Here is a 15,250-nt window from a genome sequence, read left to right on the forward strand (position 1 = left end):
GGCCGCTCTCGCGAGCGGCCCCCGGCACGTTCACTCCCGGACGCCGATGGCGTCGATCGGTTTGGCGCGCAACGACACCCGCGTGGACACCGCGATCGACACCAGGCCGAGCAGCGCCGCCCCGGCGAGCGCGCCCAGGTAGACCCCGATCGGACCGGCGGGCACCGGCGTTCCGGTCAGGCCGATCGCGAGCACGACCAGTGGCACCGCGGCGACCAGCGACCCCAGCACCGCCGCCAGCCCGACCGTGAGCAGCGCCTCGGTCCGCATCATCCGGACGACCTGCCGGCGTCCGGTGCCGACCAGGCGCAGCAGGGCGAACTCGCGGCGCCGCGCGGCCGTCGACATCACGAGCGTGTTCGACACCGAGATCGCGACGTACCCGAGGATCACGCCGACCGCGACCAGGTTGAGCAGGAACTGGGTCCGCTCGGCGCCGCGGTCCTGCGCCGCCACCCCCTCGGTCACCCGCAGTCCCGGGTAGCGGCTGGTCAGGGCCTGGAGAGCGGTGGCGTCGGAGCCCTTCACGAGCACCGCGCTGTCCATGCCCGCGTTGGTGTGCGCACGGGCGTCGGCGGCAGACAGCACGTAGTCGCCGAACGCGAGGTCGTGCTCGTAGGTCGCGACGACGCGCAGCTTCGCCTGCTGGCCGTCCGCGAACCAGAACTCCACGGTGTCGCCGACGTTCTTGTTCTCCCACGACGCGTGGCCGGCGCTCAACGCCACCGTGCCCGGCCGGAGGTCGTCGATGCTGCCGGAGACGACACCGAGGTCGACCATGCCGCTCGCCGTCGGGTCGAGACCGTTGGCAGGCCGGCTCTGCACCTCGACGGAGTCGCCGGTCGTGCTCGCGGTGATCACCTGGGTGCGCACCAGCGACGTGGCCGTCCCGCCGGAGACCTGCCCGACGACCTCGGCCGGCACGCCCGCGACACCGGTGATCACGTGGTCGGCGGTGATCGACCGCTCGTTCTGCTGCTGCACTGCGGCCGTGAGCGTCGTCTGGCTGTAGAAGTTGACCACCGCGAACCCGATGGCGAGCATCAACGGCGTCACCGCGGCCGCGAGCCGGCGCGAGTTCTTCCGCACGTTCGCGGCGGCGAGGTACCCGCTCACCCCGGACGACCTGGCGAGCACCGGCGCGACCACCCGCACCGCCGCCCCGACCACCCGAGGCCCGGTCAGCGCCAGGCCGATGATCAGCACGAGCGCCGCCATCACCGACATCGCCGCGCCGAGCTGCCCGCCGAGGAACAACGGCACCGCCGTCGCGCCGAGGCCGAGCGCGACCAGCGCCCAGCCGATCGCCAGCCGGACCCGGCCGACGTCCCGCTTCTGCACCGCGGCCTCGCCCAGCGCCTCGACGGGGCTGATCGACGACGGCCTGCGCGCCGCGCTCCACGCCGCCACGCGTGCCGCTCCGACCCCGATCAGCAGCGCCGCGGCCAGCGGGATCGGGGAGATCGACAACGCGAAGTCGTCCGGGACCACACCGATCCTCGCGAACGCCGCGCGCAGGCCCAGGCTGACCGCGATGCCGAGCAGGCTGCCGAGCACGCCCGCCACCACCGAGACGACCGTGGTCTCCACGCCGATCAGTCGGCGCACCTGCCGCGGCGTCGCTCCCACGGCCCGCAGCAGGGCGAACTCGCGGCGGCGTTGCTCGACGGTCAGGGCGAGCGTGCTGGCCACGACGAAGATCGCGACGAGGACCGCGTACCCGCCGAACGAACCGGCCAGGATCGCGAGGATCGACTTGGTCTGGCTGACGTCGTCGAACTCGGCGGCGCTGCGGTCGGCACCCGACGACACGGTGACGTGGTCGCCGGCGAGGGCGGCCTCCACGCGGCCGGCGTCGGCGCCGAGCACACCGATGGCGCTCACGCGGTCAGGGCGTCCGGCGAGCTCGCCGGCCACGGCCTCGCTGAAGAAGAGCGACGCCTGCCGTCCGGAGCCGGAAGCCTCGGCGACACCGGCCACGCGGTAGGTCACCGGGGCCGACCGCACCATCACTGCCACCTCGCCCCCGACGCGCACCCCGGCCTGGGCCGCGAGCTCTGCGTCCAGCACCACCTCGCCGTTCTTCGGCGCGCCGCCCTCCTTCAGGCTGAACGGCGCCAGCACGGCGGAGTCCCAGTTGTGGCCGAAGGACGGCTTGCCCGCGAGGGGCTGCCCGTCCGGTCCGACCACCACGGCCGGGAACGTCTGCTCGGCGACCGCCCGCGCACCCGGCACCGCGGCGATCTTGGCGACCAGCGACGCGGGGATCGACGGCTGTTCGGCGGCGTGCTCGAACGCGAGGACGTCGGCACCGGGCGGCCGGACGGTCCGGTCACCGGTGACCACCACGTCGACGGCCGCGTAGCGCTGCGTCGGCACGCCGCCGCGGAAGCCGGACTCCATCAGGATCCCGCAGGCCGCGACGATCGCGGTGCCGCAGAGGATCGCGACGAACGCCCCGATGAACCCGCTGGTGCGGGCCTTGACGGTCTGCCAGGCGAGGGTCAGCACGGCTCACCACTCCCCGAGGTGCGTCATGCGCTCGGCGACCTTCTCGGGCGTCGGCGCGACCAGTTCGCCCGCCAGTCGTCCGTCGGCCAGGAACAGCACGCTGTGCGCGGCCGAGGCGGCCACCGGGTCGTGCGTGACCATCAGGACCGTCTGGCCCATCTCGTCCACGATGGACCGCAGCAGCCCCAGCACCTGCTGTGCCGTGCGCGAGTCGAGTGCGCCGGTCGGTTCGTCGGCCAGCACGACCTCGGGCCTCGCGACCAGCGCGCGGGCGATCGCGACGCGTTGCTGCTGGCCGCCGGAGAGTTCGGCGGGCAGCCGGTCGAGCCGTCCGTCGAGGCCGACCCTGCCGACCACCTCGCGCAGCCACGCCTGGTCGGCCGCACGCCCGGCGAGGCGCAGCGGGAGGGTGATGTTCTGCTCGACGGTCAGCGACGGCAGCAGGTTGTAGGCCTGGAAGACGAACCCGATGCGGTCGCGCCGCACCTGCGTCAGCGCGGCCTCCTTCAGGCCGCCGAGGTCGGTGTCGCCGAGCAGCACGCGGCCGGACGTCGGCCGGTCCATGCCCGACGCGCAGTGCAGGAAGGTGCTCTTGCCCGAGCCGGACGGTCCCATCACGGCGGTGAACGTGCCCCGCCGGACGGCGACGGTGACCTCGTCCAACGCGGTGACGGCGCCACCCCCGGAGCCGTACACCTTCCGCACCGCCTGCAGCGACAGCGCGTCTGCCCTCATCACGTTCTCCTTGACTCGCAACGACTTCTGACCGAAAACGTAATTTCGCGGGGCGCGGCGATCGATCACGCAGGCTGCCCGGAACCAGGTGGAGCAGGCTCTACCCCCGAGTGGGTTCGTCCGCCCGAACAGATCACCGGCGCCAGATTCGTCGGCCGCGACGAAGAGTCGGCGGGGGCCCGAACCTAGGTTTGCCGGTGACCGGAGTCACGTCGACCTGGATGGGGCGCGATGTCCAAGCTCAACGAGATCAACGGGTGGCTGCAGGAGAACCTGCCCCGGCTGGTGGCCGAGCACGGGGTGCCCGGAGCGGCGGTGGCGGTCACCGTCGGCGACGACGTGGCCGAAGCCGCGGCCGGCGTGCTGAACAAGAACACCGGGGTCGAGACGACCACCGACTCGGTGTTCCAGATCGGGTCGATCACCAAGGTCTGGACGGCGACGCTCGCGATGCAGCTCGTCGACGAGGGCCTGCTCGACCTCGACTCGCCCGTGCGGACCTACCTGCCCGAGTTCCGGATCGCCGACGAGGACGCCGCCGCGCGGATCACCGTGCGGCAGTTGCTGAACCACACGGCGGGCTTCGAGGGCGACCTCTTCACCGACACCGGCCGCGGCGACGACTGCGTGGAGAAGTACGTCGCCACGCTGCACGACACGCCCCAGCTCTTCGGGCCCGGCGAGATGTTCAGCTACAACAACGCGGGCTACGTCGTGCTCGGCCGGGTCGTGGAGGTGTTGCGCGGCAAGCCCTACGACGACTGCCTGCGCGAGCACCTGTTCGCCCCGCTGGGCCTGACGCACGCCGCCGCGGACGCCTACGAGGCGATCATGCACCGCGCCGCCGTCGGCCACCTCACGCCCGACGAGGAGGCAGGGCCGCAGGTCGCGCCGGTCTGGGCGCTCGTCCGCTCCAACGCCCCGGCCGGTTCGGTCCTCGCCATGAGCGCCCGCGACCTGCTGAAGTTCGCGCGGATGCACCTGAAGAACGGTGACGGCGTGCTGTCGGAGGCCGGCGCCGAGGCGATGAAGCAGGTCCAGGTGAAGGTGCCCGACCTCGCGCTGATGGGTGACGCCTGGGGCCTGGGCTGGGAGCTGTTCCACTATCCACAGGGGACGGTCATCGGTCACGACGGCGGCACGATCGGCCAGAACGCCTTCCTGCGCCTGGTTCCCGAGCACGGCGTCGCGATCGCGTTGCTGACCAACGGTGGCAAGACCATCGACCTGTACGAGGCGGTCTTCCGGCACGTGCTGCGCGAGCTCACCGGTGTCGAGCTCCCCGCGATGCCCGAACCCGCCGCGGAACCCGCGCCCCTCGACGGCAAGCGCTTCACCGGCGTGTACGTCTCGTCGGTCGGCGAGCGGGTGGTCACGCAGGACGAGGACGGCCGCATCTGGGTGGAGCTCGTGCCCAAGGGGATCATGGCCGAGCTGAGCCCGGAGTCGGCGGGCAGGACCGAGCTGGTGGCGTGGCGCGACGACACGCTCGTCGCGGCGGAACCGGTGCACGGCATCCACATGCCGCACGCGTTCGTCGGCGACGACGGCGACGGGCGGGCCCTGTTCCTGCACACCGGACGCGCGGACCGCCGGGTGGCCCCGTGATCGCCGAGGCCTTCGCCGACGCCGGTGTGGAGGGTTTCGTCCACGCCCGCGAGATCGGGGTGGGTGGCCGGGAGTTCTGCCACGGCGCGGACGACCGGGTGGTGCTCGCGTCGGTGTTCAAGATCGCGGTGGCCGTCGCGTTCGCGGACGAGGTGGCGGCGGGACGGCTCGACGCGAGCGAACGCACGCGCGTCACGTCCCGCTACCGCATCGGCGGGATCGGCACCGCGGGATGTGCCGACGACGTCGAGATGAGCTGGCGCGACCTGGCGTCGTTCATGATGACGATGAGCGACAACGCCGCGACCGACGTCCTCTTCCACCGCGTCGGCCAGGCCGCGGTCGACGCCGTGCTCACGAAGGCCGGTCTGGAACGCACCCGGATCCTGGGCTGCTGCGAGGACCTGTTCGCCTCGGTCGTCGCGGACCTCGGCACCGAGGACGTGGAGGGTGCCCTCACGGATCCGGACCTCGTACCGAAGCTGTCCATTGTGGACCCGGAGCGCACGACCTCCTCGACGCCGAGGGAGATCACGACGTTGCTCGACGCGATCTGGACCGACCGCGCGGCGGCGCCGCAGGCGTGCGAGGAGGTCCGGGAGGTCATGAGCCGGCAGGTCTGGCCGCACCGGCTCAGCTCGGGCTTCCCCTCCGAGGTCCGGGTCGCCGCCAAGACCGGCACGCTGCCGACGGTGCGCAACGAGGCCGGCGTCGTCACCTACCCCGACGGCCGTTCCTACGCCGTCGCCGTGTTCACCCGCTCCTCCTCGCCCGACCTCCGCGACCCCGCCGCCGACGCGGTGATCGGTCGCGCCGGGCGTCTCGCCGTCGACCACCTCCGGAGGACCCCATGAAACGCACGGCAGCTCTGCTCACGGCCGTTGTCCTGGCCGGATGTGGCACGGCCGGGACGACCGGCAGCCAGAACCTGGCGCAGGGCGGGACCTTCACGATGTCGGTCGGCGGGGACCCCGGTTCGCTCGACCCCGCGCTGACGGTCCTGTCGGTGGCGCGAGTCGTGGGCCGGTTCCTCTACGCCAGTCTGGTCGACCGCACGGCGGACGGCACGATCGTCTCCGGTCTCGCGGAGAAGTGGGACGCCACCGTCACCTCCGCCTCCTTCACACTGCGCCAGGGCATCACGTGTTCCGACGGTGCCCCGCTGACGGCCGCCGACGTCGCCGCGAACATCACGTTCGTCGGAGACCCCGCGAACAAGTCGCCGCTGGCGGGCATCCAGGTCCCGCCCGGCACCACGGCCACGGCGGACGAGGCGACCCGCACCGTCACCGTGACGAGCGGTGCGCCGGACGCGTTCCTGCTGACCAACGTCGGCACCCTGCCGATCGTGTGCGGCAAGGGCATGACCGACCGCGCGCTGCTCGCGAAGGGCGAGCAGGGCACCGGCATGTTCAAGATCTCCGAGATCGTGGCCAACGACCACTACACCCTGGAACGGCGCAAGGACTTCGCGTGGGGCCCCGGTGACTGGAAGGCCGACCAGCAGGGCCTGCCGGACAAGGTCGTGGTCAGGGTGATCCCGAACGAGACGACCGCCGTGAACCTGCTGATGTCCGGCCAGCTCACCGCCGCGACGGTCGCGGGTCCCGACCAGGAACGCCTGCTGGCGCAGAAGTACGAGCACGTCGACCTCGCCTCGCCGCTGGGCACGCTGTCGTTCAACCAGGCCGCCGGGCATCCGGGCGCCGACCCGGCCGTGCGCCGCGCGCTCCTGCAGGGCCTCGACCTCGCGCAGGTGGGCAAGGTGCTCACGAACGGCAAGGGCAGGCCGTCGCAGAGCGCGGTGACGGTCGCACCCCGGCCGTGCACGGGCGACAACGTCACCCCGCACCTGCCGAAGTTCGACAAGGCGGCCGCGACCGCCGCGCTCGACGCCGCGGGATGGCGCGCCGGAGCCGACGGCACGCGTGCCAAGGACGGTCAGCCGCTGGCGGTGAAGCTGCTCCAGCCCACCGTCGCCGGCCCGACGCTGACCGCGACGGCCGAGCTGATCCAGCAGTCGTGGCAGGGCATCGGCGTGAAGGTCGAGATCGCGCCGGTCGACACGGCCGGCGTCAACCAGACGCTGTTCGGCACGGGCGCGTGGGACGTGTCGATGGTGCCGCTGTCGTTGTCGCTGCCGAGCCAGCTCGTGTCGTTCGTGTCCGGCCCGGTGCCGCCGCAGGGCGTGAACTTCGGCCACATCAAGAACGCGGAGTACGAGTCGGAGTCGAAGCTGGCGGCGTCCAAGGCCGGCGCGAACGGCTGCGACAACTGGAACAAGGCCGAGGCCGCCCTGGTCGAGGACGCCAGTTTCGTGCCGTACTACGACTCGGTCGTGTCGACGTTCGTCAAGGGCGCGAAGTTCACGATGAGCGACAGCATCGACCCGACCTCGATCAGGATGTTGTCCTCATGACCACGCTGGAACGGGTGCGGGGCAGCAGCTGGCTGCCCTTCGCCCGGCGGCGGGCCCTGCGGTTCCTGACCTCGCTGTGGGTGCTCGTGACCGCGGCGTTCCTGATGATCCACCTGATCCCCGGCGACCCGGTCCGCGAGTCCCTGGGCCTCACGGCGACCCCGGAGGTCGTCGCCGCCCGCCGCGCCGCGCTCGGCCTCGACGACCCGTTGCCGGTGCAGTACTGGCACTACGTCAGCGGCCTGTTCCGCGGCGAGTTCGGCACCTCGCTCATCAGCGGCACCCCGGTCGCCGACCTGATCGGCGACCGCCTGCCCGCCACCGTGCAGCTGGCGGTGCTCGCCTTCCTGGTCGTGGTCGTCGTCGCCGTGCCGGTGGGCGTGGTGATGGCGGTGCTCACCAAGGGCGGCCGCCGACGAGGTGGCGAGCTCGCGTTCACGTCGGGGAGCGTGGTGCTGGCGGCGATCCCGGAGTTCCTGCTCGCCGTCGGCCTGGTGAGCCTGTTCGCCGTGCAGCTCAACCTGTTCCCGGTGGCGGGCAACGACGCCGCGGGGTCGTGGGTGCTGCCGGTGCTCGCGCTGGCGATCGGCCCCACCGCGATCCTCGCCCGGATCGTGCGGGTGGAGCTGCTCGCGGTGCTGGGCAACGACTTCGTGCGCACCGCCCGCGCCAAGCGCCTGCCCGCGAGGCTCGTGTACCTGCGGCACGCGCTGCCCAACGCCGTCACCGCGACCCTGACGATGGGCGGCATGATGCTCGCCGCCCTGGTGGCCGGGACCGTGCTGGTGGAGAACGTGTTCGCGTGGCCGGGTCTCGGGTCGACCATCGTCGGCTCGATCCAGCAGAAGGACTACCCGGCGGTGCAGGGGATCGTGCTGGTGTACGGGGCCGGGGTGCTGCTGGTGAACCTGGTGGTGGACGTGGTGCTGGCCGTGCTCGACCCGCGTTCGACGATCAGGGAGGCGTGATGGCCCAGGCCTTCGGCACGTCCGCCGGGCGCGGCGGCCACAGCGCGTGCGGCTCACCACCCGGCGCCCACCACCCGGCCACGCACGGCAGCCGCACCGCTTACGACTCACCACCCGGCGGCCACCACCCGGCCACGCTCGGCAGCCGCGCCACGTACGACTCACCACCCGCCGCCCACCACCCGGCCGCGCGCCTGCCGGCCGTTCCGCTGTCCACCACCGAGGAGGTCGCATGCGCCGCCTAGCCGTCCTCCGCTCCCCCGTCGGCGCGTCCTCCGCCGTCCTCCTCGCGATCCTCGTCGCCCTGGCGGTGTTCGCCCCGATCCTCTGGGGTGACCGCGCCGCCGCCATCGACACCGACGCCCTGCAGCAGGGTCCGTCCGCCGAGCACCTGCTCGGCACCGACCAGCTGGGCCGCGACATCTTCTTCCGCGTCCTGGTGGCCACCCGGCTGACGATCGGCCTGGCCCTGCTCGCCACGGTCATCGGCGTGGTGGCGGGCCTGTTCCTCGGCTCGATCCCGTCCGTGCTCCCGAGGTGGGCGGCCAGGACCGTCACGTCCGCGGTCAACATCGCCGTCGCGTTCCCCGGGCTCCTCCTCGCCCTGTTCTTCGCCGTCATCTTCGGCACCGGCACGATCGGGGCGGTGCTCGCCATCGCGTTCGCGATCACGCCGTCGTTCGCGCGCCTCACGCAGACCCTCACGGCGTCCGTCAGCGGGCGCGACTTCATCAAGGCCGCACGGGTGTGCGGGGTGGGGCGGTTCCGGCTGCTCACCCGGCACGTCCTGCCCAACATCGCGGAACCGCTGGTCATCAACGCGACGCTGGCGGCGGGGTCGGCGCTGACGGCGTTCGCCGGGTTGTCGTTCCTCGGGATCGGTGTGCAGGCGCCCTCCTACGACTGGGGGCGGCTGCTCGGCGAGGGGCTCAACCGCATCTACGTCACGCCCGCGCCCGCGTTGGGGCCGGCGGTCGCGGTGGTCGTCGCCGGGCTCGCGTTCAACCTGTTCGGTGAGGCCGCCGCGTCGGTGCACCGCAACCAGCAGCGCGGCGCGGCCACCCCGCCGCACGCGCCCGTCGACGACCGGTCGGAGGGTGGGCTGCTGACCGTCCGGAACCTGCACGTCACCTTCCCCGGCGACGTGCGGCCGGTGCGCGGGGTGTCGTTCACCGTCCACCACGGCGAGATGATCGGCGTGGTCGGCGAGTCCGGCTCCGGCAAGAGCCTCACCGCGCTGGCCGTGTCGCGCCTGGTCGAGCACCCCGGCAGGGTCACGGCGGACCGGCTGGAGTTCAACGGCAAGCCCGTCACCGCCACGCCGGACCGGGAGCTCGGCACGCGGATGGCGATGGTGTTCCAGGACCCGATGACGTCGTTCAACCCCACCCGGCGCATCGGCAGCCAGCTCGCCGAGGTGTCCGAGGTGCACCAGGGGCTCACGCGCAGGGCCGCGCTCGCCAAGGCGGTCGACCGGCTGGAGGCCGTGCGGATCCCGGAGCCGGAGCGCAGGGCCAAGCAGTACCCGCACGAGTTCTCCGGCGGCATGCGGCAGCGGGCGATGATCGCGATGGGGCTGATGGGCGAACCGCAGCTGGTCATCGCCGACGAACCCACCACCGCGCTCGACGTCACCGTGCAGAAGGAGGTGCTCAGGCTCCTCGCGCGGATCCGGCAGGACAGGGACGCGGCGGTGTTGCTGATCAGCCACGACATCACCGTCGTCGCGCAGACCTGCGACCGGGTGCTCGTGATGTACGCGGGCCGGATCGTCGAGGAGCTGCCGACCGACGAGCTGTTCACGGCCGCGCGGCACCCGTACACGACGGCGCTGCTCGAGGCGGTTCCCGACCTCGACACGGACCGGGACGCGCCGCTCGCCGTCATCCCCGGACGGCCGCCGGAACCCGGTGAGATCCGCCAGGGGTGCCCGTTCGCGCCGCGCTGCCCGCTCGCCGACGACCAGTGCCGGACCGAGGAGCCCGAGCTGACGACGTTCGCCGAGGGCCACCGGGTCGCGTGCTGGAAGTCCGAGAGCGAACTGGTGGGTGTGCGATGAGCGGGCTGCACTTCACGGACGTCACCGTCCGCTTCGGGCACCACACGGCGGTCGACGACGTCAGCCTCACGGTGCCTGCGGGGCAGGTCGTCGGACTGGTCGGCGAGTCCGGGTCGGGCAAGTCGACGCTCGCCGCCACCGCGGTCGGCCTCGTCGAGCCCACCGCGGGCCACGTGCGGGCGGACGGCAAGGTCCAGATGGTCTTCCAGGACCCGTACTCGTCGCTCGACCCGAGGATGAGCATCGGCAACTCCATCGCCGAGGCCATGCCGCGGGGCACCGACAGGAAGGCCGAGGTCGCGAGGCTGCTCGAACTGGTGAACCTCGACCCCGGCCGGGCGACCGCGCTGCCGGCGAGGCTCTCGGGCGGCCAGCGCCAGCGGGTCGCCCTCGCCAGGGCGCTCGCCGGGAACCCGGAGGTGGTCATCGCCGACGAGATCACCTCCGCGCTCGACGTGTCCGTGCAGGGCGCCGTGCTCAACCTCGTGCGCGACCTGCAACGCCGGCTCGGACTGTCCATGCTGTTCATCTCGCACAACCTCGCGGTCGTGCGGTACGTGAGCGACCGCATCGCGGTGATGAAGGCGGGCAGGATCGTGGAGGAGGGACCGGCGGCACAGGTGCTCGGGGACCCACAGCACGAGTACACGCGCGAGCTGCTCGCGGCCGCGCCGAGGCGCCACACCAGGCTGGAGGTTTCATGATCGACGATCTGCACGGGCGCAGCGTCGTCGCCGACACCCACAACGACCTGCTCGACGCGATCGCGCACCGGCCGGTCGAGCGGTGGGTGCCGCACTTCCGCGAGCGGTGGCTGCCGCAGCTCCAGCAGGGCGGGGTGAACCTGCAGGTGCTGCCGGTGTTCGTCGACGACGTGTTCCGCCCCGAGGGCGCGCTGCGCCAGACGCTGCGCATGATCGAGGCCGCCCACCGCATCGCCGCGGCGAGCCCGGAGACGAGGCTCTGCTCCACCGGCGCCGAGATCGACGAAGCCCTGGCGCACGACCAGATCGCGCTCGTGCTCGCGCTGGAGAGCGCACCGGGCGTCGGTGAGGACGTGGAGCTGCTCGAGACCCTGTACCGGCTGGGCGTGCGGATCGCCTCGCTCGCGCACTTCGGCCGCACCGCGCTGGCCGACGGCAGCGGCGAGGACGGCACCGGCAGCAGGCTGACCAGGGCCGGGGTCGCCGCGCACGCCGAGATGGAACGCCTCGGCATGATCTTCGACGTCAGCCACCTGGGCGCGGCGGGCGTGGAGCACGTGCTGGAGCTCTCGACCCGTCCGGTGATGGCCACCCACTCGTCCGCGCGGGCGTTGCGCGACCACCACCGCAACCTGACCGACGCCCAGCTCAGGGGCATCGCGGACACCGGTGGCGTGGTGTGCGTGAACTTCTTCGCGCCGTTCCTGCACGAGTCCGACTTCACGATCGACCGCCTGGTCGACCACATCGAGCACATCGCGGGCGTCATGGGCGTCGAGCACGTCGGTCTCGGGCCGGACTTCGTCAAGGAGGTCCTCGAGGACGTCACGCCGCCGTGCTGCGAGGTCCGGGAGATCGAGGGCGTCCCGACCGACCGGTTCCTGCCCGGGCTGGAGGGTCCGGCGGGGTTGCCGCTGGTCACCGAGGCACTGCAGAAGCGCGGCTGGCCCGAGGAGGACGTCGTCCGCGTCCTGGGCCAGAACGTGCTCGACCTGTTCCGAACCGAGCTGAGGGGATCCGCATCGTGACCACCATCGAGGACCTGTACGGCTACGCGCTGCCCGAGCAGCCGGCCCTCTCCCCGGACGGATCCGAGGTCGTCTACGTCCTGCGCACCACGAACCGCGAGAACGACCGCGACGAACGCGCTCTCTGGCGGGTCGTGGACGGCACCGCGAAACAGCTCACCAGGGGCCGCTCCGACACGTCACCGGCCTTCTCGCCCGACGGCAGGCTCGCGTTCCTGCGCGCCCAGGACGGCCCGGCCCAGATCTGGCTGCTCGACGGCGAACCGGAGCAGCTCACGACGCTCCCGCTCGGCGCCGGCGCGCCCGTGTGGAACGCGGACGGCACGAAGCTCGCGTTCACCGCACCCGTCGACATCGCCGACGCCTCCGCGCCGATCGTCACGCGCCGCCTCGACCACAAGGCCGACGGCGCGGGCTACCTGCGCAGCGTCCGCGCCCACGTCCACGTCCTCGACCTGGACACCCGCGAGGTGCGGCAGCTGACCGGCGGTGACTGGCACGCGAGCAGCCCCGCGTGGTCACCGGACGGCACCAAGATCGCCTTCACGGCAGCCCGCGACGACGACGCCGACCTGACGTTCCGCACGCCGGTGCACGTCGTCGAGGCCGACGGCCACTCCGACCCGGAGGTCGTCGGGCTCGCGGAAGGGCAGGCCGCGACCGTCACGTGGACCGGGGAGGGCCTGCTGGTCGTCGGACGCACCTCGTCCGACTCCGGCCACCTCGACCTCCTGCACCTCACGCTGGACGGCGAGGTGCGCAGCCTCTCGGGCTCGCTGGACCGCAACCTCATGCCCGGCGCGCCCGGCTACCCCGGCGGACTGCCGGCCCGGCACGGTGACGCGGTGCTGTTCTGCGCCCGCGACCGGGGCTGCACCCAGCTCTACTCCGCCGACCTCGGTGGCGGTGCGGCACCGCGTCTGGTCCTCGGCGGTGAATCCCGTTCCGTGGCAGGGCTTTCCGTGGTGGGTGACAAGGCGGCGGTCGTCCTGAGCACCCCCACCTCGTTCGGCGAGGTCGCGACCGTCGACCTGACCACCGGCGAGGTGGCCGTCCACACCGGACACACCAAAGTGGAGCCGATCGTCCGCGAAGAGCGGGAGTTCACGATCTCGGACGGCACGGTCGTGCACGGCTGGCTGGTCCGCAAGCCGGAGACCACCGGCCCGGCGCCGCTGCTGCTCGACGTCCACGGCGGCCCGCACAACGCGTGGAACGGCACCGCAGACCCGGTCCACCTCTACCACCAGGTGCTGGCGGAGCAGGGCTGGGCGGTGCTGTTGCTCAACCCGCGCGGCAGCGACGGCTACGGCGAGGCGTTCTACCGGGCGGCGCTCGGCGCGTGGGGCACGGCCGACGCGAAGGACTTCCTGGAGCCGATCGACCAGCTCGTCGAGGAGGGTCTCGCGGACCCGGAGAAGCTCGCCGTCACCGGCTACAGCTACGGCGGCTACATGACCTGCTACCTGACCAGCCGCGACACCCGGTTCGCCGCCGCCGTCGCGGGCGGTGTGGTGAGCGACCTGACGAGCATGGCGGGCACGTCCGACGGCGGCCACTACCTGACCGCGCTGGAACTGGGCGGCGCCGGTGACCACCTCGCGGAGATGTCACCGCTGACGCGCGTCGGTGACGTCCGCACGCCCACTCTGGTCTACCAGGGCGCGGCCGACGACCGGTGTCCCGCGGGCCAGGCCGAGCAGTGGTTCACCGCCCTGCGCCAGAACGGCGTGCCGGCCGAGCTCGTGCTCTACCCGGACGAGTCGCACCTGTTCATCCTCAACGGCAAGCCTTCGCACCGCGCGGACTTCAACCGGCGGGTGGCCGACTGGGTGCGCGAGCACGCGGAGCACCGCAGGCCCCTCGACGCGAAGCACTGGCAGCGCAGGCTTTCCGCGATCGCGGACAAGCACGGCGTGCCGGGCGCGGCGCTCGGGATCCTCTACAAGGGACAGACGGTCCAGGCGCACCACGGCGTGCTGAACACGGCCACCGGGGTGGAGGTCACCGACGACACGATCTTCCAGATCGGGTCGATCGGCAAGGTCTGGACGACGACGGTCGTGATGCGGCTCGTCGACGAGGGCCTGCTCGACCTCGACGCGCCGATCACCGACGTGCTGCCCGAGCTGAGGCTCTCCGACCCTGTGGTGGGCCAGAAGGTGACCATGCGGCACCTCCTCACGCACACCAGCGGCATCGACGGCGACAACTTCACCGACACCGGCCGCGGCGACGACTGCCTCGAGAAGTACACCGAACTGCTCGCCGACGCCGCCCAGAACCACCCGCTCGGCGCGACCTTCTCCTACAGCAACGCCGGTTTCGTGCTGGCGGGCAGGGTGATCGAGAAGCTCACCGGCAAGACGTGGGACGTCGCGATGCGGGAGAAGCTCTTCGCGCCGCTCGGCCTCACCCGCACCGGCACGCTGCCGGAGGAGGCGCTGCTGCACCGCGCCGCCGTCGGCCACGTCAAGAACGAGGGCAAGCTGGAAGTCGCCCCCGTGTGGGCACTCCCGCGCTCGGTCGGCCCGGCGGGAACGATCTTCTCGACCACCGAGGACGTGCTCGCGTTCGCCCGGATGCACCTCGAAGGCGGCCTGGCGGCGGACGGCACGCGCGTGCTGTCGGAGAAGTCGGCGGCCGTGATGACCGAGAAGCAGACCGATGTGCCCGACAAGAACGCGTTGGGCGACTCGTGGGGCGTGGGCTGGATCCGGTTCGACTGGGACGGGCACCGGCTGATCGGCCACGACGGCAACACGATCGGGCAGTCCGCGTTCCTGCGGCTGCTGCCGGAGCAGGACCTCGCGGTCACGTTGCTCACCAACGGCGAGGGCGCCCGCGAGCTGTACCTGGAGCTGTACCGCGAGATCTTCGCCGAACTGGCGGACGTCGTGATGCCCCGCCCGCTGGTGCCGGCCGCCGAACCCCCGGCCGTGGACGGTTCGCGGTACGTCGGCAGGTACGAGCGGGCCTCGATCACCCTCGACGTCTCCGAGGGCGAGAACGGGCTGGTGCTCGACGTGACGCCCACGGGTCCGCTGGCCGGTCTCTTCCCCAAGCCGCCGCAGGTCTCGCTGATCCCGGTCGACGACTCCACGTTCCTGTTCCGGGAGTCCGGGGACAGGAGCTGGTCGTCGCTCGTGTTCTACGCGCTGCCCACCGGGGAGCAGTACGTGCACATGGGTGTCCGCGCCACGCCGAAGGTCTCCTGA

The 15,250-nt window shown here is 72.2% G+C and carries 10 protein-coding genes and 1 pseudogene; 9 read left to right on the forward strand and 2 right to left on the reverse strand.

Annotation, left to right across the window (positions count from 1 at the left end):
- Positions 1-30: 30 nt before the first annotated feature.
- Both BMY74_RS05630 and BMY74_RS05635 read right to left on the reverse strand, forming a co-directional pair.
- Positions 31-2,511: an FtsX-like permease family protein gene (locus BMY74_RS05630; RefSeq protein WP_089910677.1), complete on the reverse strand. Its 2,481-nt coding sequence runs from the start codon at positions 2,509-2,511 to the stop codon at positions 31-33.
- Between the two features lie 3 nt (positions 2,512-2,514).
- Complete coding sequence (locus tag BMY74_RS05635) at positions 2,515-3,246, reverse strand: ABC transporter ATP-binding protein (RefSeq protein ID WP_089910679.1); 732 nt, start codon at positions 3,244-3,246, stop codon at positions 2,515-2,517.
- Positions 3,247-3,477: 231 nt separating this feature from the next.
- On the opposite strand from BMY74_RS05635, the gene BMY74_RS05640 reads away from it, so the two are divergent.
- From BMY74_RS05640 to BMY74_RS05680, 9 genes and pseudogenes are all read left to right on the forward strand, one after another.
- Complete coding sequence (locus BMY74_RS05640; RefSeq protein WP_089910682.1) at positions 3,478-4,854, forward strand: serine hydrolase domain-containing protein; 1,377 nt, start codon at positions 3,478-3,480, stop codon at positions 4,852-4,854.
- Complete coding sequence (locus BMY74_RS05645) at positions 4,851-5,708, forward strand: serine hydrolase (protein WP_089910685.1); 858 nt, start codon at positions 4,851-4,853, stop codon at positions 5,706-5,708. Before BMY74_RS05640 ends, BMY74_RS05645 begins: the two co-directional genes overlap by 4 nt.
- Complete coding sequence (locus BMY74_RS05650) at positions 5,705-7,273, forward strand: ABC transporter substrate-binding protein (protein ID WP_089910688.1); 1,569 nt, start codon at positions 5,705-5,707, stop codon at positions 7,271-7,273. Before BMY74_RS05645 ends, BMY74_RS05650 begins: the two co-directional genes overlap by 4 nt.
- Positions 7,270-8,241, forward strand: coding sequence for an ABC transporter permease (locus tag BMY74_RS05655; RefSeq protein WP_089910691.1), 972 nt, complete (start codon positions 7,270-7,272; stop codon positions 8,239-8,241). The genes BMY74_RS05650 and BMY74_RS05655 overlap by 4 nt, the downstream gene beginning before the upstream one ends.
- A complete protein-coding gene (locus tag BMY74_RS05660) occupies positions 8,241-8,486 on the forward strand; it encodes a hypothetical protein (protein ID WP_089910694.1) in 246 nt (81 codons plus the stop codon). Before BMY74_RS05655 ends, BMY74_RS05660 begins: the two co-directional genes overlap by 1 nt.
- Positions 8,474-10,300 (forward strand): dipeptide/oligopeptide/nickel ABC transporter permease/ATP-binding protein, encoded by a 1,827-nt coding sequence (locus BMY74_RS05665; RefSeq protein WP_089910697.1) that lies wholly within the window; start codon positions 8,474-8,476, stop codon positions 10,298-10,300. The genes BMY74_RS05660 and BMY74_RS05665 overlap by 13 nt, the downstream gene beginning before the upstream one ends.
- Positions 10,297-10,992 (forward strand): annotated as a pseudogene (locus tag BMY74_RS05670) (ABC transporter ATP-binding protein); the annotation flags it as partial. The gene BMY74_RS05665 and the pseudogene BMY74_RS05670, both read left to right, overlap by 4 nt.
- A gap of 8 nt (positions 10,993-11,000) precedes the next feature.
- Entirely contained in the window at positions 11,001-12,032 is a 1,032-nt protein-coding gene (locus tag BMY74_RS05675) for a dipeptidase (RefSeq protein ID WP_089910703.1), read from the forward strand.
- Positions 12,029-15,250, forward strand: coding sequence for a serine hydrolase (locus BMY74_RS05680; protein ID WP_245785923.1), 3,222 nt, complete (start codon positions 12,029-12,031; stop codon positions 15,248-15,250). Before BMY74_RS05675 ends, BMY74_RS05680 begins: the two co-directional genes overlap by 4 nt.

Origin of the sequence: Lentzea albida (assembly GCF_900111005.1) — a bacterium.
GTDB classification, from domain to species: Bacteria; Actinomycetota; Actinomycetes; order Mycobacteriales; family Pseudonocardiaceae; genus Lentzea; species Lentzea albida.